This window comes from Streptomyces sp. Ag82_O1-12, from assembly GCF_900182715.1.
Taxonomy (GTDB): domain Bacteria; phylum Actinomycetota; class Actinomycetes; order Streptomycetales; family Streptomycetaceae; genus Streptomyces; species Streptomyces massasporeus.
In genome coordinates this window covers 2288295-2303591 of the sequence record NZ_FXUW01000001.1, presented here as the reverse complement: position 1 = coordinate 2303591, position 15297 = coordinate 2288295, and the positions used below count along the sequence as shown (strand labels likewise).

The 15297-nt window shown below is 71.8% G+C and carries 12 protein-coding genes; 3 read left to right on the top strand and 9 right to left on the bottom strand.

What is annotated here, in order from left to right; all coding sequences use genetic code 11:
• Positions 1-4 precede the first annotated feature (4 nt).
• Entirely contained in the window at positions 5-1189 is a 1185-nt protein-coding gene (locus QOL88_RS10640) for a MarP family serine protease (protein ID WP_097216201.1), read from the bottom strand.
• A gap of 278 nt (positions 1190-1467) precedes the next feature.
• Between QOL88_RS10640 and QOL88_RS10635 the strand changes: the two genes are divergently transcribed.
• On the top strand, positions 1468-2244 hold the full coding sequence (locus QOL88_RS10635; protein ID WP_257028048.1) for a peptidoglycan recognition protein family protein: 777 nt from the start codon (positions 1468-1470) through the stop codon (positions 2242-2244).
• Between the two features lie 52 nt (positions 2245-2296).
• Positions 2297-2542 (top strand): hypothetical protein, encoded by a 246-nt coding sequence (locus QOL88_RS10630; RefSeq protein ID WP_257027694.1) that lies wholly within the window; start codon positions 2297-2299, stop codon positions 2540-2542.
• Here QOL88_RS10630 and QOL88_RS10625 read toward each other — a convergent pair whose 3' ends face one another.
• The 7 genes from QOL88_RS10625 to QOL88_RS10595 form a co-directional block, all read right to left on the bottom strand.
• Positions 2543-3061 (bottom strand): DUF4240 domain-containing protein, encoded by a 519-nt coding sequence (locus QOL88_RS10625; protein ID WP_097216198.1) that lies wholly within the window; start codon positions 3059-3061, stop codon positions 2543-2545. It abuts the gene before it with no gap.
• Positions 3062-3117: 56 nt separating this feature from the next.
• Positions 3118-4104, bottom strand: coding sequence for a helix-turn-helix transcriptional regulator (locus tag QOL88_RS10620; RefSeq protein ID WP_097216197.1), 987 nt, complete (start codon positions 4102-4104; stop codon positions 3118-3120).
• 204 nt (positions 4105-4308) lie between these two features.
• Positions 4309-7011, bottom strand: a complete 2703-nt coding sequence (gene aceE / locus QOL88_RS10615) for a pyruvate dehydrogenase (acetyl-transferring), homodimeric type (protein WP_097216196.1) — start codon at positions 7009-7011, stop codon at positions 4309-4311.
• A 293-nt stretch (positions 7012-7304) separates the two neighbouring features.
• The gene (locus QOL88_RS10610; protein ID WP_097216195.1) at positions 7305-7928 is read right to left on the bottom strand and encodes a GntR family transcriptional regulator; all 624 of its coding nucleotides are present in this window, start codon (positions 7926-7928) and stop codon (positions 7305-7307) included.
• Between the two features lie 257 nt (positions 7929-8185).
• Complete coding sequence (sucB, locus tag QOL88_RS10605) at positions 8186-9976, bottom strand: 2-oxoglutarate dehydrogenase, E2 component, dihydrolipoamide succinyltransferase (protein ID WP_097216194.1); 1791 nt, start codon at positions 9974-9976, stop codon at positions 8186-8188.
• Between the two features lie 63 nt (positions 9977-10039).
• On the bottom strand, positions 10040-11428 hold the full coding sequence (gene lpdA / locus QOL88_RS10600; protein ID WP_179878828.1) for a dihydrolipoyl dehydrogenase: 1389 nt from the start codon (positions 11426-11428) through the stop codon (positions 10040-10042).
• A 420-nt stretch (positions 11429-11848) separates the two neighbouring features.
• Positions 11849-13375 carry a leucyl aminopeptidase gene (locus QOL88_RS10595; protein WP_097216193.1) on the bottom strand — a complete coding sequence of 509 codons (1527 nt, stop codon included), beginning with the start codon at positions 13373-13375 and terminating at the stop codon, positions 11849-11851.
• Positions 13376-13867: 492 nt separating this feature from the next.
• On the opposite strand from QOL88_RS10595, the gene QOL88_RS10585 reads away from it, so the two are divergent.
• Positions 13868-14647 carry an endo alpha-1,4 polygalactosaminidase gene (locus tag QOL88_RS10585; protein WP_097216192.1) on the top strand — a complete coding sequence of 260 codons (780 nt, stop codon included), beginning with the start codon at positions 13868-13870 and terminating at the stop codon, positions 14645-14647.
• On the opposite strand, the gene QOL88_RS10580 is transcribed toward QOL88_RS10585, so the two are convergent.
• Complete coding sequence (locus QOL88_RS10580; protein ID WP_097216191.1) at positions 14607-15218, bottom strand: RDD family protein; 612 nt, start codon at positions 15216-15218, stop codon at positions 14607-14609. The genes QOL88_RS10585 and QOL88_RS10580 overlap by 41 nt on opposite strands.
• Positions 15219-15297 lie beyond the last annotated feature (79 nt).

Genomic DNA, 15297 nt, shown 5'->3' with positions numbered 1-15297 from the left:
GGCCCTACGAGGCGGCCAGTTCGCCGGTGTCCACCGGGGTCGTCGCGCCCGCGGCGCTGCGCGCGTCGGAGGCGACCTCGTCCGCCGTCAGGACGTAGCCCGTCTCGGCGTCCGAGGTGGAGCGGGCGAAGACCACGCCGTAGACCCTGCCGTCCGTGGTGAGCAGGGGGCCGCCGGAGTTGCCGGGGCGGACCGTGGAGCGGATCGAGTAGATCTCGCGGGTGGCCGTCCCGTCGTTGTAGATGTTCTGGCCCGTCGCCCGCACCCGGTTCGCGACCGTCGCCGCCTGGAGGTTCAGGTCGCCGTCCTGCGGATAGCCCGCGACGACCGCCGAGTCGCCGCGCTCGGCATCGTCGTCGAACCGCAGCACCGGCGCCTTCAGACCCGGCACGTACAGCACGGCCACGTCCTTCTGCGGGTCGAACAGCACCACCCGCGCCTCGTACGTCCGCCCGACCCCGCCGATCTGCACGGTCGGCTCGTCGATGCCGGCCACCACATGGGCGTTGGTCATCACGTGCTCACGCGCGTACACGAACCCGCTGCCCTCGCGGCCCTGGGTGCCCGCGACGCCCTCGACCTTCACCGTGCTCCGCTTGGCGGCGTCGGTCGCCGCGGCCGTGACACTGTCGCCGGTGGGCCGGGCGACCTCGGCCGTCGACTCGTTCTCGAAGGGGTTGAAGACCTGCGGGAAGCCCGCCTGCGTCAGTGCGGACGTGGCCCCCGAGAACCAGGCCGGCGTCGTGTCCGGCATCGTCCGCTGCACCGCGCCGAGCAGCCGCGAGTCCCGGATCGCCGAGGTGACCAGCGGCGACGAGGACGCGCCCAGGACGCTGGCCGCCACCCACGCCACGATCAGCACGGCCACCGCGTTGGCCGCGGCCCCGCCGACCCCGTCCGCCACCCGCAGCGGCCCCCGGTCCAGCTCCCGCCGCAGCCGCAGCGCCAGGCGCCCCGCCAGTTCGTGCCCCACCACCGCCGGGAGCAGCACCGTGAACACCGCCGTCAGCGTCGCCCGCGTCGTCCCCGGCTCCACCAGGTCCATGACCCACGGCAGGGCCCACACGCCGACGACCGCACCGCCCACGAAGCCCGCCAGCGACACGCAGCCGGCCACCAGCCCGCGCCGGTACCCGGACGCCGCGTAGGCCAGGACGACCAGCAACAGCAGGATGTCGAGCAGGTCCACGCACGCCGCCTTTCTCTCGGAACCCCTTAATACGCGGGGGGAGGGCCCGGTGATCAGTCACACGCGCACCCGTTGATCGGAATCTGCCACGCGGGCGCGCACAGGGAGAAACGTCGCGGACCGTGACGATGGTTCCACCGGGTGGCACATCACACATCGCGGACGGACCGGATCAGGCCGACAGTGGGACCATGCGTGTCTTCCGAAGACGGCGGGGCGCACGCAGGCACTCCGCCGACGGGACACCCGGCATAGCCGGCCTGCCGCGTGCGGCCCGGGTGCTGCTCGGCTGCCTGCCGGGCGTCGCCGCCGTCGTGGCGCTGTTCCTGTGCGCCCACGGCGTGGAGAACGCCGCCGACACCGGCGCCCGTGCCGCCCAGCCTCGCTCCCCGGCCACCTCCTACACCGCCCCGCGCCCGCCCATCGAGCCGAGAGCGCACTGGCTGGGCGACGCCGCACGCGCCCAGCCGCGCCCGCGCTACGACGACAGGGTCGCCGCCGTCTTCGTCCACCACACCGACTCGCCCAACGGCTACGACTGCGCCGACGCGCCCCGCATCATCCGGGACCTCTACACCGGCCAGACCGGCACCCGCGACTGGGACGACATCGGCTACAACTTCGTCGTCGACCGCTGCGGAACCATCTACGAGGGCCGCGCCGGGGGCGTGGAACGCGCCGTCACCGGCGCCCACACCCAGGGCTTCAACCACCGCACCGCGGGCATCGCCGCCCTCGGCACCTTCACCGAGGGCATGCCCGTCCCACGGCCCATGATCCGCTCGATCGCCGCGCTGTCCGCCTGGAAACTGGGCCTGACCGGCACCGACCCCCGCTCGGACGTCCGCCTGGTCTCCAGCAACGGCCTGAGCCGGTACGCGGCCGGATCCACCGCCCGGCTGCCCGCCCTCGCCGGGCACAACGACGGCTACATGACCAGCTGCCCGGGCGCCGCCCTGCACGCCCGCCTGCCCGAGATCCGGCAGCTCGCGGCCCGGCTCCAGGGCCGGCCGGACGGCCCACAGCAAGACCACAGCGAACGCGCAGCCTCCTGAGATCCCGGTCTCCTACGGTCGTCCCACAGGCAGCCGACTGGAGGTGGGGACCATGAACAACGGTCGTACGAAGGCCCCGAGGCACGCGGGGAGCGCCGGAGTGCCGGGGACGCGGGCGGCGGCCCCGCGCGGCCCCTGGGCGGTGCTGTGCGCGGTCGCGACCGTCGTCCTGGGCCCGGCCGCGGTCACCGCCTCCGCGCTCGACCAGGCCAACGCCGCCCCGCTGCACCACGCGGTGCGGGCCGATCGGACGCACGCGTACCTCCCGTCCGACGCCGGCCGCCGCCGGGCCGCCTGATCAGCCCCTGAAGCGCTCCCACAGCCGGGGGTAGCGCTCCGCGAGGAGCCCCTCGTTCTCGAAGTCGAGCGGCGTGCCCTCCGGTTCCGGGGGCGCCGGCGCGATCTCCAGGTCGGGCGCGACCACGCCGGTGAGCTGTTCGTAGGCCTCGTCCGCCGCGTAGCCGAGCTCCTCGCCGTCGCCGTCGATCTCCTCGTCGAAGTCGCCCAGCAGATCGGCGAGCGCGTCCGGGTCGTGCACGGCGCCCTCGAACACCTCGCGGCCCTGGCCGATCAGCCAGCACCGGAAGAAGTCGAAGGCGTCGTCGCTCGCCCCGTCGAGCAGCACCCACGCGGCGCCCCACAGGTCCCAGCGGTAGGCGCGGTTGTAGCGGGACTCGAAGTGACGGGCGAAGTCCAGGACCGAGTCCGGGTCCAGCTGGGCGAGCCGGTCCACGAGCAGGTCGGCCTGCTCCTCGGGGTCGCCCTCGGAGGCCTCCCGGGCGTCGTCCACCAGCTCCCAGAACTCCGTCTCGTCCATCACGGGTCAAGCATCGGCCCTGGGACACAGGGGCGCACCCGGAGTGCGCGGGATCGTTATGCGCCGCCGGCGGGCCGGTAGAGCCGGGCCAGCCGCTCCGCGTCGGCGGCGAACCGCTCGCGCAGGCTCTCCGGCGCCAGCACCTCCACCTCCGGTCCCAGCGCCGCCAGCTGCGTGCGGGCGACCTCCTCGGACTCCACCGGCAGGGCCACCGTCACCCAGCCGTCCTCGTCCGGGGCGTCCGCGTCCGCCAGGGCCTCCCGGGCGGTCAGCGCGTCGAGGGCGTACGGCAGGGCGCGTACGCCGTCGGGGGACAGCCGCACCTCGACCCGCGCCCGCAGGATGGACCGCGCGAACTGCTCGGCCCGCTCCTCCCAGAACGCGGGCAGGTCGAAATCGGGCTCCCGCTCGAAGCGCTCGCCGTCCGCGTCCACCGCCGTGAACCGGTCGATCCGGTACACCCGGAAGGACGCGCCCCGGGCCACCCGCGCGCACAGATACCAGACGCCCGCCTTCAGCACGAGCCCGTACGGCTCCAGCTCCCGGACGACCTCGTCCTCACCGCGCCGATAGCGGGCGCTGATCCGCCGGTCGTCCCACACCGCGTCGGCGACGGCCGGCAGCAGCTCGGGCGTCCTCGGTTCCTTGAACCAGTTCGGGGCGTCCAGGTGGAACCGCTGGGAGGCCGTCCTGGAGGCGTCCCGCAGGGAGGGCAGCAGCGCCGCCGACACCTTCAGCCGGGCCGCCGAGGCGGCGTCCTCCAGACCCATCTCGCGCAGCGCCCCCGGCACACCGGACAGGAACAGCGCCTCCGCCTCGCCGCGGTGCAGCCCGGTCAGCCGCGTCCGGTACCCGCCGACCAGCCGGTAGCCACCGGCCCGGCCCCGGTCGGCGTACACCGGCACGCCCGCCTCCGACAGCGCCTGCGCGTCACGCGTGACCGTCCGCTCCGACACCTCCAGCTCACGGGCGAGCTCGGCGGCCGTCATGGAGGGCCGGGACTGGAGCAACAGCACCATCTTGATCAGCCGGGCAGCACGCATAGGGCCATCATGGTGCGTGTTCGGGTGCGGGTGTGTGTGGGGGCTCGTCGCGCCCACGCGGCGGAGCCGCATATCGATACAGCCCCGCGCCCCTGAAACAGGCCTGCTCGGGCAGGCCCATTCTCGGGGGCGCGGGGAACTGCGCGACAGGCCCCCACCGGCCCGCAGCCGACGAACGACCGGGACCGATGAGGGCCGCAGACCTTACAGACCGTACTTCTCGCGCGCTTCCTTCACGGACGTCGCCTTGACCTCGCCGCGCCCCGCGAGCTGGGCCAGGGCCGCGACGACGATCGACTCCGCGTCCACGCCGAAGTGGCGGCGGGCCGCCTCACGGGTGTCCGAGATGCCGAAGCCGTCGGCGCCCAGCGAGGACCAGTCCTGCTCGACCCACTGCGCGATCTGGTCCGGGACCTGGCGCATGTAGTCGGAGACCGCCAGCACCGGGCCCTCGGCACCCTGGAGCGCCCGCCGCACGAACGGCACCCGCTCCTCGCCGCGCAGCAGCGCCTCGTCCGCCTCCAGGGCGTCCCGGCGCAGCTCGCTCCAGGACGTCGCCGACCACACGTCGGCCGCCACGCCCCACTCGTCGGCCAGCAACTGCTGCGCCTTCAGCGCCCAGTGGATCGCCGTACCGGAGCCGAGCAGCTGGATCCGCGGGGCGTTCGCAGGAGGCGTGATGCCCGCCGACTCCGCCGTGTTGAAGCGGTACAGGCCCTTGACGATGCCCTCGTCGATCCCGTCCACCGACGGCTTCGCCGGCTGCGGCATCGGCTCGTTGTAGACGGTCAGGTAGTAGAAGACGTTCTGGTCCTCACCCGGGGCCGCCTCGCCGTACATCCGGCGCAGACCGTCCTTGACGATCGTCGCGACCTCGTAGGCGAACGCCGGGTCGTACGACAGCGCCGCCGGGTTCGTCGCGGCGATCACGGGGGAGTGGCCGTCGGCGTGCTGCAGGCCCTCGCCCGTCAGCGTCGTACGGCCGGCCGTGGCGCCGACGAGGAAGCCGCGGCCGAGCTGGTCGCCGAGCTGCCACATCTGGTCGGCCGTGCGCTGCCAGCCGAACATCGAGTAGAAGATGTAGAACGGGATCATCGCCTCGCCGTGCGTCGCGTACGACGTCGAAGCGGCGATGAAGTCGGCCATCGAACCGGCCTCGGTGATCCCCTCGTTGAGGATCTGGCCGTTCTGGGCCTCCTTGTAGTACATCAGCTGGTCACGGTCGACCGGCTCGTACGTCTGGCCCTTCGGCGAGTAGATGCCGAGCGACGGGAACAGCGACTCCATGCCGAAGGTGCGCGCCTCGTCCGGGACGATCGGCACCCAGCGCTTGCCCGTCTCCTTGTCGCGGACCAGGTCCTTGACCAGACGGACGAACGCCATGGTGGTGGCCACGTTCTGCGACCCGGAGCCCTTGTCGAAGGACGCGAACGCCTTCTGAGCCGGGGCGGGCAGCGGGGCGACCGGGTGCACGCGCCGGGCCGGGGCCGGACCGCCGAGGGCGGCACGCCGCTCCTGGAGGTAGCGGACCTCGGGGGAGTCGGCGCCCGGGTGGCCGTAGGGAACCACGCCGTCGGTGAAGTCGCTGTCCTTGATCGGCAGTTCGAGCAGGTCGCGCATGCTCTTGAACTCGTCCACCGAGAGCTTCTTCATCTGGTGGTTGGCGTTCTTCGACGCGAAGCCCTCGCCGAGGGTGTGGCCCTTGACCGTCTGGGCCAGGATCACGGTCGGCGCGCCCTTGTGCTCGACGGCGGCCTTGTACGCGGCGAACACCTTGCGCGCCTCGTGACCACCGCGCGAGAGGTGGAAACACTCGAGGATCTTGTCGTCGCTCAGCAGCTTCGCCATCTCCACGAGCGCCGGGTCGCCGCCGAAGAAGTCCTGGCGGATGTAGGCCGCGTCACGGGTCTGGTACGTCTGGATCTGCGCGTCCGGTACCTGGCGCAGGCGGCGTACGAGCGCGCCCGTGGTGTCGAGCCGGAACAGCTCGTCCCAGGCCGTGCCCCACAGCGTCTTCACGACGTTCCAGCCGGCGCCGCGGAACTGGGCCTCCAGCTCCTGCACGATCTTGAAGTTGGCACGGACCGGGCCGTCGAGGCGCTGGAGGTTGCAGTTGATGACGAACGTGAGGTTGTCCAGCTCCTCACGGGCCGCCAGCGCGAGGGCCGCCGTCGACTCGGGCTCGTCCATCTCGCCGTCGCCGAGGAACGCCCACACGTGCGAACCGGCGGTGTCCTTGATGCCGCGGTTGGCCAGGTAGCGGTTGAAGCGCGCCTGGTAGATCGCCGACAGCGGGCCGAGGCCCATGGAGACCGTCGGGAACTCCCACAGCCAGGGCAGGCGGCGCGGGTGGGGGTAGGAGGGCAGTCCGTTGCCGCCCGCCTCCCGGCGGAAGTTGTCGAGCTGCTCCTCGTTCAGACGGCCGTCGAGGAACGCGCGGGCGTAGATGCCGGGGGAGGCGTGGCCCTGGATGTAGAGCTGGTCGCCGGAGCCGTCGGCCTCTTTGCCCTTGAAGAAGTGGTTGAAGCCGGTCTCGTACAGCCAGGCGGCCGAGGCGAAGGTGGCGATGTGGCCGCCGACGCCGTATTTGCTGCCCCGGGTCACCATCGCGGCCGCGTTCCAGCGGTTCCACGCGGTGATCCGCTGCTCCATCGCCTCGTCACCGGGCACGGCCGGCTCGGCGGAGGTCGGGATGGAGTTGACGTAGTCGGTCTCGAGGAGCTTCGGCAGCGCGATGCCGGCGCCCTCGGCGCGCTCCAGCGTGCGGCGCATCAGGTATGCGGCACGGTGCGGCCCGGCAGCCTGGGTGACCGCGTCCAGGGAGGCCTGCCATTCGGCGGTCTCCTCCGGGTCCCGGTCGGGGAGCTGGTCGAGCTCGCTCGGCTGGATGGCGTTGGGGTCGGTCATGTCGCCGCCTTCCTCAGTCGAAGGGGGTTCCCTCACATAAGGGGATCGGGGGTGCCCTTTTGTCTTTGGCAGGACAGGGCTGGGGCTTGGGTGCTGTAACACCATGCGGCTCTGCCGCGTGGGCCCGTCGGCGACTCTAACTCGCTGATCGATGATCGATCAAAGGGTTGAGGGGCAAAACCTCTTGATCACGAGAAAATAGGCACGCGGTGCCTCCGACGGTGGCACGCGGTGACCGATTTTCGAATGATTTTCGCAGGTCGGAGGCGTTTGAGCGAAGGTGCGCTCGGGTGTCACGCCCGGGGTGCGCAGCCCAGGACGTGCGCCTTCACCAGTTCGGCGATCCGCGGGTCACGGCGCTTGAACGCGGCGACGAGCTCCTCGTGCTCCTCCGCGTACGACTGCTGCCGGGTGCCCAGCCAGCGGATCGACAGGGCCGTGAACACCTCGATGCCGAGGCCTTCCCAGGTGTGCAGCAGCACGGAGTTGCCCGCGGCGCGGACCAGTTCGCGATGGAAGGCGACGGTGTGGCGGACCTGCCCCGTGCCGTCGGAGCTGCGGTCGGCCTCGTACAGGGCGCTGACGTGGGGCTCCAGTGCCGAGCAGTCCTCCGAGAGGCCCTGGGCGGCCAGCTCCGCGGCGATGGCCTCCAGGCCGGCCCGGACCGGGTAGCTCTCCTCCAGGTCGGCGGCCGTGAGGTTGCGGACGCGCACGCCCTTGTTCGGAGCGGACTCGATCAGGCGCAGGGACTCCAGCTCGCGCAGGGCCTCGCGGACCGGGGTCTGGCTGACCTCCAGCTCGGTGGCGATCCGGCGCTCGACGATCCGCTCGCCCGGCTGCCAGCGTCCGCTGATGATCCCCTCCAGGATGTGCTCGCGGATCTGCTCGCGGAGCGAGTGGATGACGGGCGCGGTCATGAGGGCTCCTTACGCGGGATCGACGTTTAGACAATACGGCCGGTTCGCTCCGCGGGTGGGGCGGCGGGGGGCGCTTTGGTGCAGGTGAGACGAGACTTACACGGGGGGTGTGGGGTTGTCGTTCGGCCGGTGGTCGTGTGTGGTCGCTCGCGCCCACGCGGCGGAGCCGCACATCGATACAGCCCCGCGACCCTCGGGTACGACGGTGCCCCGCCCGGAAGATCCGGACGGGGCACCGATCAGCCGTGGACCGAAGGTCAGAGGCCGAGCTCGACCTCGAACTCGCCTGCCTCCAGGATGGCCTTGACCGCCGTCAGGTAGCGGGCCGCGTCGGCGCCGTCCACCAGGCGGTGGTCGTAGGACAGGGTCAGGTACGTCATGTCGCGGACGCCGATGACCGTGCCCTCCTCCGTCTCGATGACGGCGGGGCGCTTGACCGTCGCGCCGATGCCGAGGATCGCGACCTGGCCCGGCGGCACGATGATCGTGTCGAAGAGCGCGCCGCGCGAGCCGGTGTTGGAGATGGTGAAGGTCGCGCCGGACAGCTCGTCCGGGGTGATCTTGTTGGCGCGGACCTTGCCCGCCAGGTCGGCCGTGGCCTTGGCGATACCGGCGAGGTTGAGGTCACCGGCGTTCTTGATGACCGGGGTCATCAGGCCCTTCTCGGAGTCCACCGCGATACCGACGTTCTCGGTGTCGAAGTAGGTGATGGTCCCCTCGGCCTCGTTGATCTTGGCGTTGATCGGCGCGTGCGCCTTCAGCGCCTGGGCCGCGGCCTTGACGAAGAACGGCATCGGCGAGAGCTTGACGCCCTCACGGGCCGCGAACGCGTCCTTGGCACGGGCGCGCAGCTTCATCAGGCGGGTGACGTCGACCTCGACGACCGAGGACAGCTGGGCCTGTTCGTGCAGGGCCTTGACCATGTTGTCGCCGATGACCTTGCGGATCCGCGGCATCTTCACGGTCTGGCCGCGCAGCGGGGACGCCTCCAGCACCGGGGCCTTCTTGCCGGCCGACGGGGCGGCAGCGGCGGGGGCCGGGGTGGCGGCGGCGCTCTTCGCGGCCTCGGCGGCGGCGACGACGTCCTGCTTGCGGATACGGCCGCCGACGCCGGTGCCCTTGACGGTGGCCAGGTCGACGCCCTGCTCGGCGGCGAGCTTGCGCACCAGCGGGGTGACGTAGGCGCCGTCGTCGGCCGGCTTGGCGGCGGCCGGAGCGGCCGGTGCCTGGGCCGGAGCCGGGGCCGGTGCGGGAGCGGACGGGGCCGGCTCGGGAGCCGGGGTGGTCTGCTGCTGCGGGGCCGGAGCCGACGGAGCCTGCGGGGCCGGAGCCGGGGTGGGCTCGGGCTGGGCCGGAGCCGCGGTGGGCTCGGGCTGGGCCGGGGCGGCCGGGGCCTCCTGCGCCGGGGCGGCGGCCGGAGCCGCACCCGCCTCGCCGATGACGGCGAGCTTGGCGCCGACCTCGGCGGTCTCGTCCTCGCCGACCACGATCTCCAGCAGCGTGCCCGAGGTGGGCGCCGGGATCTCGGTGTCGACCTTGTCGGTGGAGACCTCGAGCAGGGGCTCGTCGGCCTCGACGCTGTCACCGACCGACTTCAGCCAGCGGGTGACGGTGCCCTCGGTGACGGACTCGCCGAGCGCGGGCAGGACGACGTCCGTGCCCTCGGCGGAGCCGCCGCCGGCAGCGGCGTCGGCGGAGGGAGCGGGCGCCGGTGCGGCCTGCTCGGTGGACGGGGCGGCCTGGGCCGGCTCGGGCGCCGGCTCGGCGGCCTGCTCCGCGGCGGGGGCCGACTCGGCAGCGGGCGCGCCGCTGCCGTCGTCGATCAGGGCCAGCTCGGCGCCGACCTCGACCGTCTCGTCCTCGGCGACCTTGATGGAGGCCAGGATGCCGGCGGCGGGCGAAGGAATCTCGGTGTCGACCTTGTCGGTCGACACCTCGAGCAGCGGCTCGTCGGCCTCGACGCGCTCGCCCTCGGCCTTCAGCCAGCGGGTGACAGTGCCCTCGGTGACGCTCTCGCCGAGCGCCGGAAGGGTTACGGAAACCGCCATGGTTTCGGTTGCTCCTTACGGAAAGTGCGGAAGTCTGTGTCGTCGCGTGTGTCGACCGAGGGGTCAGTCGTGCGCGTGGAGGGGCTTGCCGGCCAGGGCCAGGTGGGCCTCGCCGAGCGCCTCGCTCTGGGTCGGGTGGGCGTGGATGAGCTGCGCGACCTCGGCGGGCAGCGCCTCCCAGTTGTAGATCAGCTGGGCTTCGCCGACCTGCTCGCCCATGCGGTCGCCGACCATGTGGACGCCGACGACGGCACCGTCCTTGACCTGGACGAGCTTGATCTCGCCCGCGGTGTTCAGGATCTTGCTCCTGCCGTTGCCCGCGAGGTTGTACTTCAGAGCGACGACCTTGTCCGCGCCGTAGATCTCCTTGGCCTTGGCCTCGGTGATACCCACGGAGGCGACCTCCGGGTGGCAGTACGTCACCCGCGGGACACCGTCGTAGTCGATCGGAACGGTCTTCAGACCGGCCAGGCGCTCCGCCACCAGGATGCCCTCGGCGAAGCCGACGTGCGCGAGCTGGAGGGTCGGGACGAGGTCACCGACGGCGGAGATGGTCGGCACGTTCGTGCGCATGTACTCGTCGACCAGGACGTAGCCGCGGTCCATCGCGACGCCCTGCTCCTCGTAGCCGAGGCCCTGGGAGACCGGGCCGCGGCCGATGGCCACCAGCAGGACCTCGGCCTCGAACTCCTTGCCGTCGGCGAGGGTGACCTTGACGCCGTCCTGGGTGTACTCGGCCTTCTGGAAGAAGGTGCCCAGGTTGAACTTGATGCCACGCTTGCGGAACGAGCGCTCCAGCAGCTTGGAGGAGTTCTCGTCCTCGACCGGGACGAGGTGCTTCAGGCCCTCGACGATCGTGACCTCGGTGCCGAAGGACTTCCACGCGGAGGCGAACTCGACGCCGATGACACCGCCGCCCAGGATGATCGCGGACTTCGGCACGCGGTCCAGGACGAGGGCGTGGTCGGAGGAGATGATCCGGTTGCCGTCGATGTCCAGGCCGGGCAGCGACTTCGGCACGGAGCCGGTCGCGAGCAGGATGTGGCGGCCCTCGACGCGGCGGCCGTTCACGTCGACGGACGTGGGGGAGGACAGGCGGCCCTCACCCTCGATGTACGTCACCTTCCGGGAGGCGACGAGCCCCTGCAGGCCCTTGTACAGGCCGGCGATCACGCCGTCCTTGTACTTGTGGACCCCGGCGATGTCGATGCCCTCGAAGGAGGCCTTCACACCGAACTGCTCGCTCTCGCGGGCCTGGTCGGCGATCTCGCCCGCGTGCAGCAGGGCCTTGGTGGGGATGCATCCCCGGTGCAGGCAGGTTCCGCCGACCTTGTCCTTCTCGATCAGGGCGACGTCCAGGCCCAGCTGCGCCCCGCGCAGGGCCGCGGCGTAACCACCGCTGCCACCGCCGAGGATCACTAGGTCGAAAACGGTGCTGGCGTCGTTCGCCACGTCACGTCCTCCATGCATGTGCGCCGTGAGCCGGTCTTCGACGACCGGCAGGCGGCTGGTGTCCGGCCGCTCGTTCTTCGGCCCTTCGGTGGGGCCCTGTCCTGCCGAGCCCCATCTTCGCACTTGTCGGCACACAAGGAGACGCCGGGCTGCGGTGTGAGACGCCCCACGTTCAGATGAGCCACGCCGCGAGATGCCCCAAGGGCAGTGCCCGAGGGGCGCGGGGCTGTGTTTGATCTGCGGCTCCGTCGTGTGGGCGCGAGGGCAGCCGACCCAAGGGGCGCGGGGCTGTGTTTGATCTGCGGCTGCGCCGCGTGGGCGCGAGGGCAGCCGACCCAAGGGGCGCGGGGAACTGCGCGAACAGCCCCCACGCCCCCGCACTCGCCACACGACGGGCGAGACCGAGCTCTCAGGCGAAGGTCAGCCCAGATCCCCGGCAGCCGTCAGCTCGGCCAGCCGCACCAGCGTCCGCACAGCCGTCCCCGTGCCGCCCTTCGGCGTGTACCCGAACGGCCCGCCCTCGTTGAAGGCCGGCCCGGCGATGTCCAGGTGCGCCCAGGTGATGCCCTCGCCCACGAACTCGCGCAGGAACAGACCGGCGACCAGCCCGCCGCCCATCCGCTCACCCATGTTCGCGATGTCGGCCGTGGCCGAGTCCATCCCCTTGCGCAGGTGCTCCGGCAGCGGCATCGGCCACGCCGGCTCCCCGACCTCCTCGGCGGCCTCGCACAGCGCCGCGCGGAACGCGTCGTCGTTGCCCATGATCCCGAACGTCCGGTTGCCCAGCGCCAGCACCATCGCCCCGGTCAGCGTCGCCACGTCCACGATCGCGTCCGGCTTCTCCTGCGACGCCGCCCACAGCGCGTCGGCCAGCACCAGCCGGCCCTCGGCGTCGGTGTTGAGCACCTCCACCGTCTTGCCGCTGTACATCCGCAGCACGTCACCCGGACGGGTCGCGGACCCGGAGGGCATGTTCTCGGCCAGGGCGAGCCAGCCGGTGACGTTGACCTCCAGGCCGAGACGCGCGGCGGCGACGACCGCGGCGAACACCGAGGCCGCACCGGCCATGTCGCACTTCATCGTCTCGTTGTGACCGGCCGGCTTCAGCGAGATGCCGCCCGAGTCGTAGGTGATGCCCTTGCCGACGAAGGCGAGGTGCTTCTTCGCCTTGGAGGAGGTGTACGACAGCTTGACCAGGCGCGGGGTGGCCGCGGAGCCGGAGCCGACGCCGAGGATGCCGCCGTAGCCGCCCTTGGTCAGGGCCTTGTCGTCGAGCACCTGGATCTTGATGCCGTGTTCCTTGGCCGCGGCCTGGGCGATCGCGGCGAACGACTCGGGGTTCAGGTCGTTCGGCGGGGTGTTGACCAGGTCGCGGGAGCGGTTGAGCTCCTCGGACACGGCGACGGCACGCTCGAGGGCGGCCTTGTACGCCTTGTCGCGCGGCTTGCCGCCGAGCAGGACGATCTCGGCGAGGGGAGCCTTGCCGTTCTTCGCCTTGGGATCCTTGCCGTTGTCCTTGTAGGCGTCGAAGGAGTACGCGCCGAGCAGCGCGCCCTCCCCGATCGCACCGGCGTCGGCGGCGTCGTCCAGCGGCAGCGCGAAGGCGGCCTTCTTCGACCCGGCCAGGGCGCGGGCGGCGACGCCGGCGGCCTTGCGCAGGGCCTCGGTGCCGTACTCGGCGTCCTTCTCGGGGACCGCGCCCAGTCCGACCGCCAGGACGAGCGGTGTCTTGAAGCCGGACGGCGCCGGCAGCTTCGTCACCTCGCCCTCGCCGCCGGAGGCGCCGAGAGTCTCCAGAACGCCGGCGAGCCTGCCGTCGAACGCCTTGTCCACGGCCTCGGCGCCCGGTGCGACGACCGGTCCCTTGGCACCCTTGGCGACACCGATCACGATCGCGTCGGCCCGCAGGCCGGGCGCCGCGGAGGTGCTGAGAGTGAGAGCAGTCACGGTGGTGAAATCTCGCTTCCGATGTGAAGTTGCAGTGGTCGAGCGGTGTGGGTCGACCGGGCCCGACTGCCGACCCTATTGCGACCTCAGGGTCCGGTATTCACGGGGCCTTCCCCGGTACGGCGAACACTCGACGACGAGACTACGCGCGTGGCCCCGTTCGCTCATTCCTGCGGGCGTTCACCTGTCGGTGGCGTAGTGGCCAATTCTTGATCCCTCACACCGGTGAACCGGGTCACACTCTTCGCGATCCGGTGAGCGCCCTGCTCGCCGCTTTGCCCGCGAGGGCACCTGGGCCTCGTACCGCGCACAGATCCCGCAGCCGTGGCCGGGCGGCCCGGACGTACGGCTGTGCCACCTGGTGTACGACGTCCCGCCCGACGCCGACCCGGAAGCCCCGGCCCGGGCGCGCGGTGCGGCGCTGCACTGCGCGGTCCCCGGAACCGGAGATCATCCTTGGGGCACGCTGCCCCCCACCCTGGAGAACACCCCGTGAGACGCCCGTCCCTGCTCGTCACTCTGCTCGTCCTGCTCCTCGCGGGCTGCGCCCGGACCTCCGACGACAAGCCCGGCCCCCGCTGGCAGCCCCGCCCCGGCACCGCCTGGCAGTGGCAGCTCAGCGGACGCCTGGACGCCACCGTCGACGTGCCGGTCTACGACATCGACGGCTTCGACCACTCCGAGGAGACGGTCACCCGGCTGCACCGCGACGACCGCAAGGTCATCTGCTACCTCTCCACGGGCGCCTGGGAGGAGTTCCGCCCGGACGCCGGCGACTTCCCGGCATCCGTTCTCGGTCGCGGCAACGGCTGGAAGGGCGAGCGCTGGCTCGACATCCGCCGCGCCGACGTCCTGGAGCCGCTCATGGCGGCCCGGATCGACATGTGCCGCGACAAGGGCTTCGACGCGGTGGAGCCCGACAACATGGACGGCTACCGCAACGACACGGGCTTCCCGCTCACCGCCACCGACCAGCTGCGCTACAACCGCCTCATCGCCCGGCTGGCCCACGACCGGGGTCTGGCCGTCGGCCTGAAGAACGACCTGGACCAGATCCCGGAACTGGTCGGGGACTTCGACTTCGCGGTCAACGAACAGTGTGCCCAGTACGGCGAGTGCGCGGCCCTGAAGCCGTTCACCGCCGCGGGCAAGGCCGTCTTCCACGTCGAGTACGAACTTCCCACCGCCCGCTTCTGCGCCGACTCGCGCCGCCTGAAGCTCAGTTCACTGCTCAAGAAGTACGAACTAGGGGTGTGGCGACGGGCCTGCTGAGCCAGATCCCGGTGACCGCGGTGCCCGCGACCCGGTCGGCCAACGACCGGCGGCCGGGGGAGAGGACCGGCAGCGCGTTCAGCAGGAACAGCGTCACCGCGGCCGCCCACACCAGCACCGACAGCACGACCTGACCCTCCACCAGCAGCACGCAGGCCACGGCGTACACGGCGACGTCCGCGGCGGTGGTGACCGCGGCGCGCCGGGCGGCCCTGACCCTGCGCGGGAGGTTCGGGGTGACCTTCAGCCCGGTCAGGGCCTTGCCGATCGTGCGCCCGGCCAGGGCCAGGCAGGCCCACTGGTAGAGGAACACCGTCAGCACCAGCAGCCCGAAGGCCTGCTCGACGTAGAGCACCGACTTGTTCCACAGCGAAAGACCCAGGTCCTGGGAGGCGTCGAGCACGTCACCGCGCGAGGTCAGCAGGTCGAAGCCGCCGCGGGTGGCCAGTTCGGGCACGTCGGTGACGAGCGCGGAGACCCGGTGGAAGGTGAGCACGGCGAGCGCTGAGGCCAGCGCCACGACCAGCGCGAAATCGACGAACCAGGCCAGGACCCGGCGCAGCTTCGGCATGAACGTCCCCCGATCAATGGTGTGTCGGGGCAGGAAGCTAGCGGCTGGGAGGCCCGTGCAGGAGGGGGACGAGGAGATC

Bases quoted from the DNA above. Each gene is read 5' to 3' on its own strand.
- QOL88_RS10630 (WP_257027694.1), top strand. From the start codon at position 2,297: ATGAACAACGGTCGTACGAAGGCCCCGAGGCACGCGGGGAGCGCCGGA.
- QOL88_RS10625 (WP_097216198.1), bottom strand. From the start codon at position 3,061: ATGGACGAGACGGAGTTCTGGGAGCTGGTGGACGACGCCCGGGAGGCC.
- QOL88_RS10620 (WP_097216197.1), bottom strand. From the start codon at position 4,104: ATGCGTGCTGCCCGGCTGATCAAGATGGTGCTGTTGCTCCAGTCCCGG.
- aceE (WP_097216196.1), bottom strand. From the start codon at position 7,011: ATGACCGACCCCAACGCCATCCAGCCGAGCGAGCTCGACCAGCTCCCC.
- QOL88_RS10610 (WP_097216195.1), bottom strand. From the start codon at position 7,928: ATGACCGCGCCCGTCATCCACTCGCTCCGCGAGCAGATCCGCGAGCAC.
- sucB (WP_097216194.1), bottom strand. From the start codon at position 9,976: ATGGCGGTTTCCGTAACCCTTCCGGCGCTCGGCGAGAGCGTCACCGAG.
- QOL88_RS10580 (WP_097216191.1), bottom strand. From the start codon at position 15,218: ATGCCGAAGCTGCGCCGGGTCCTGGCCTGGTTCGTCGATTTCGCGCTG.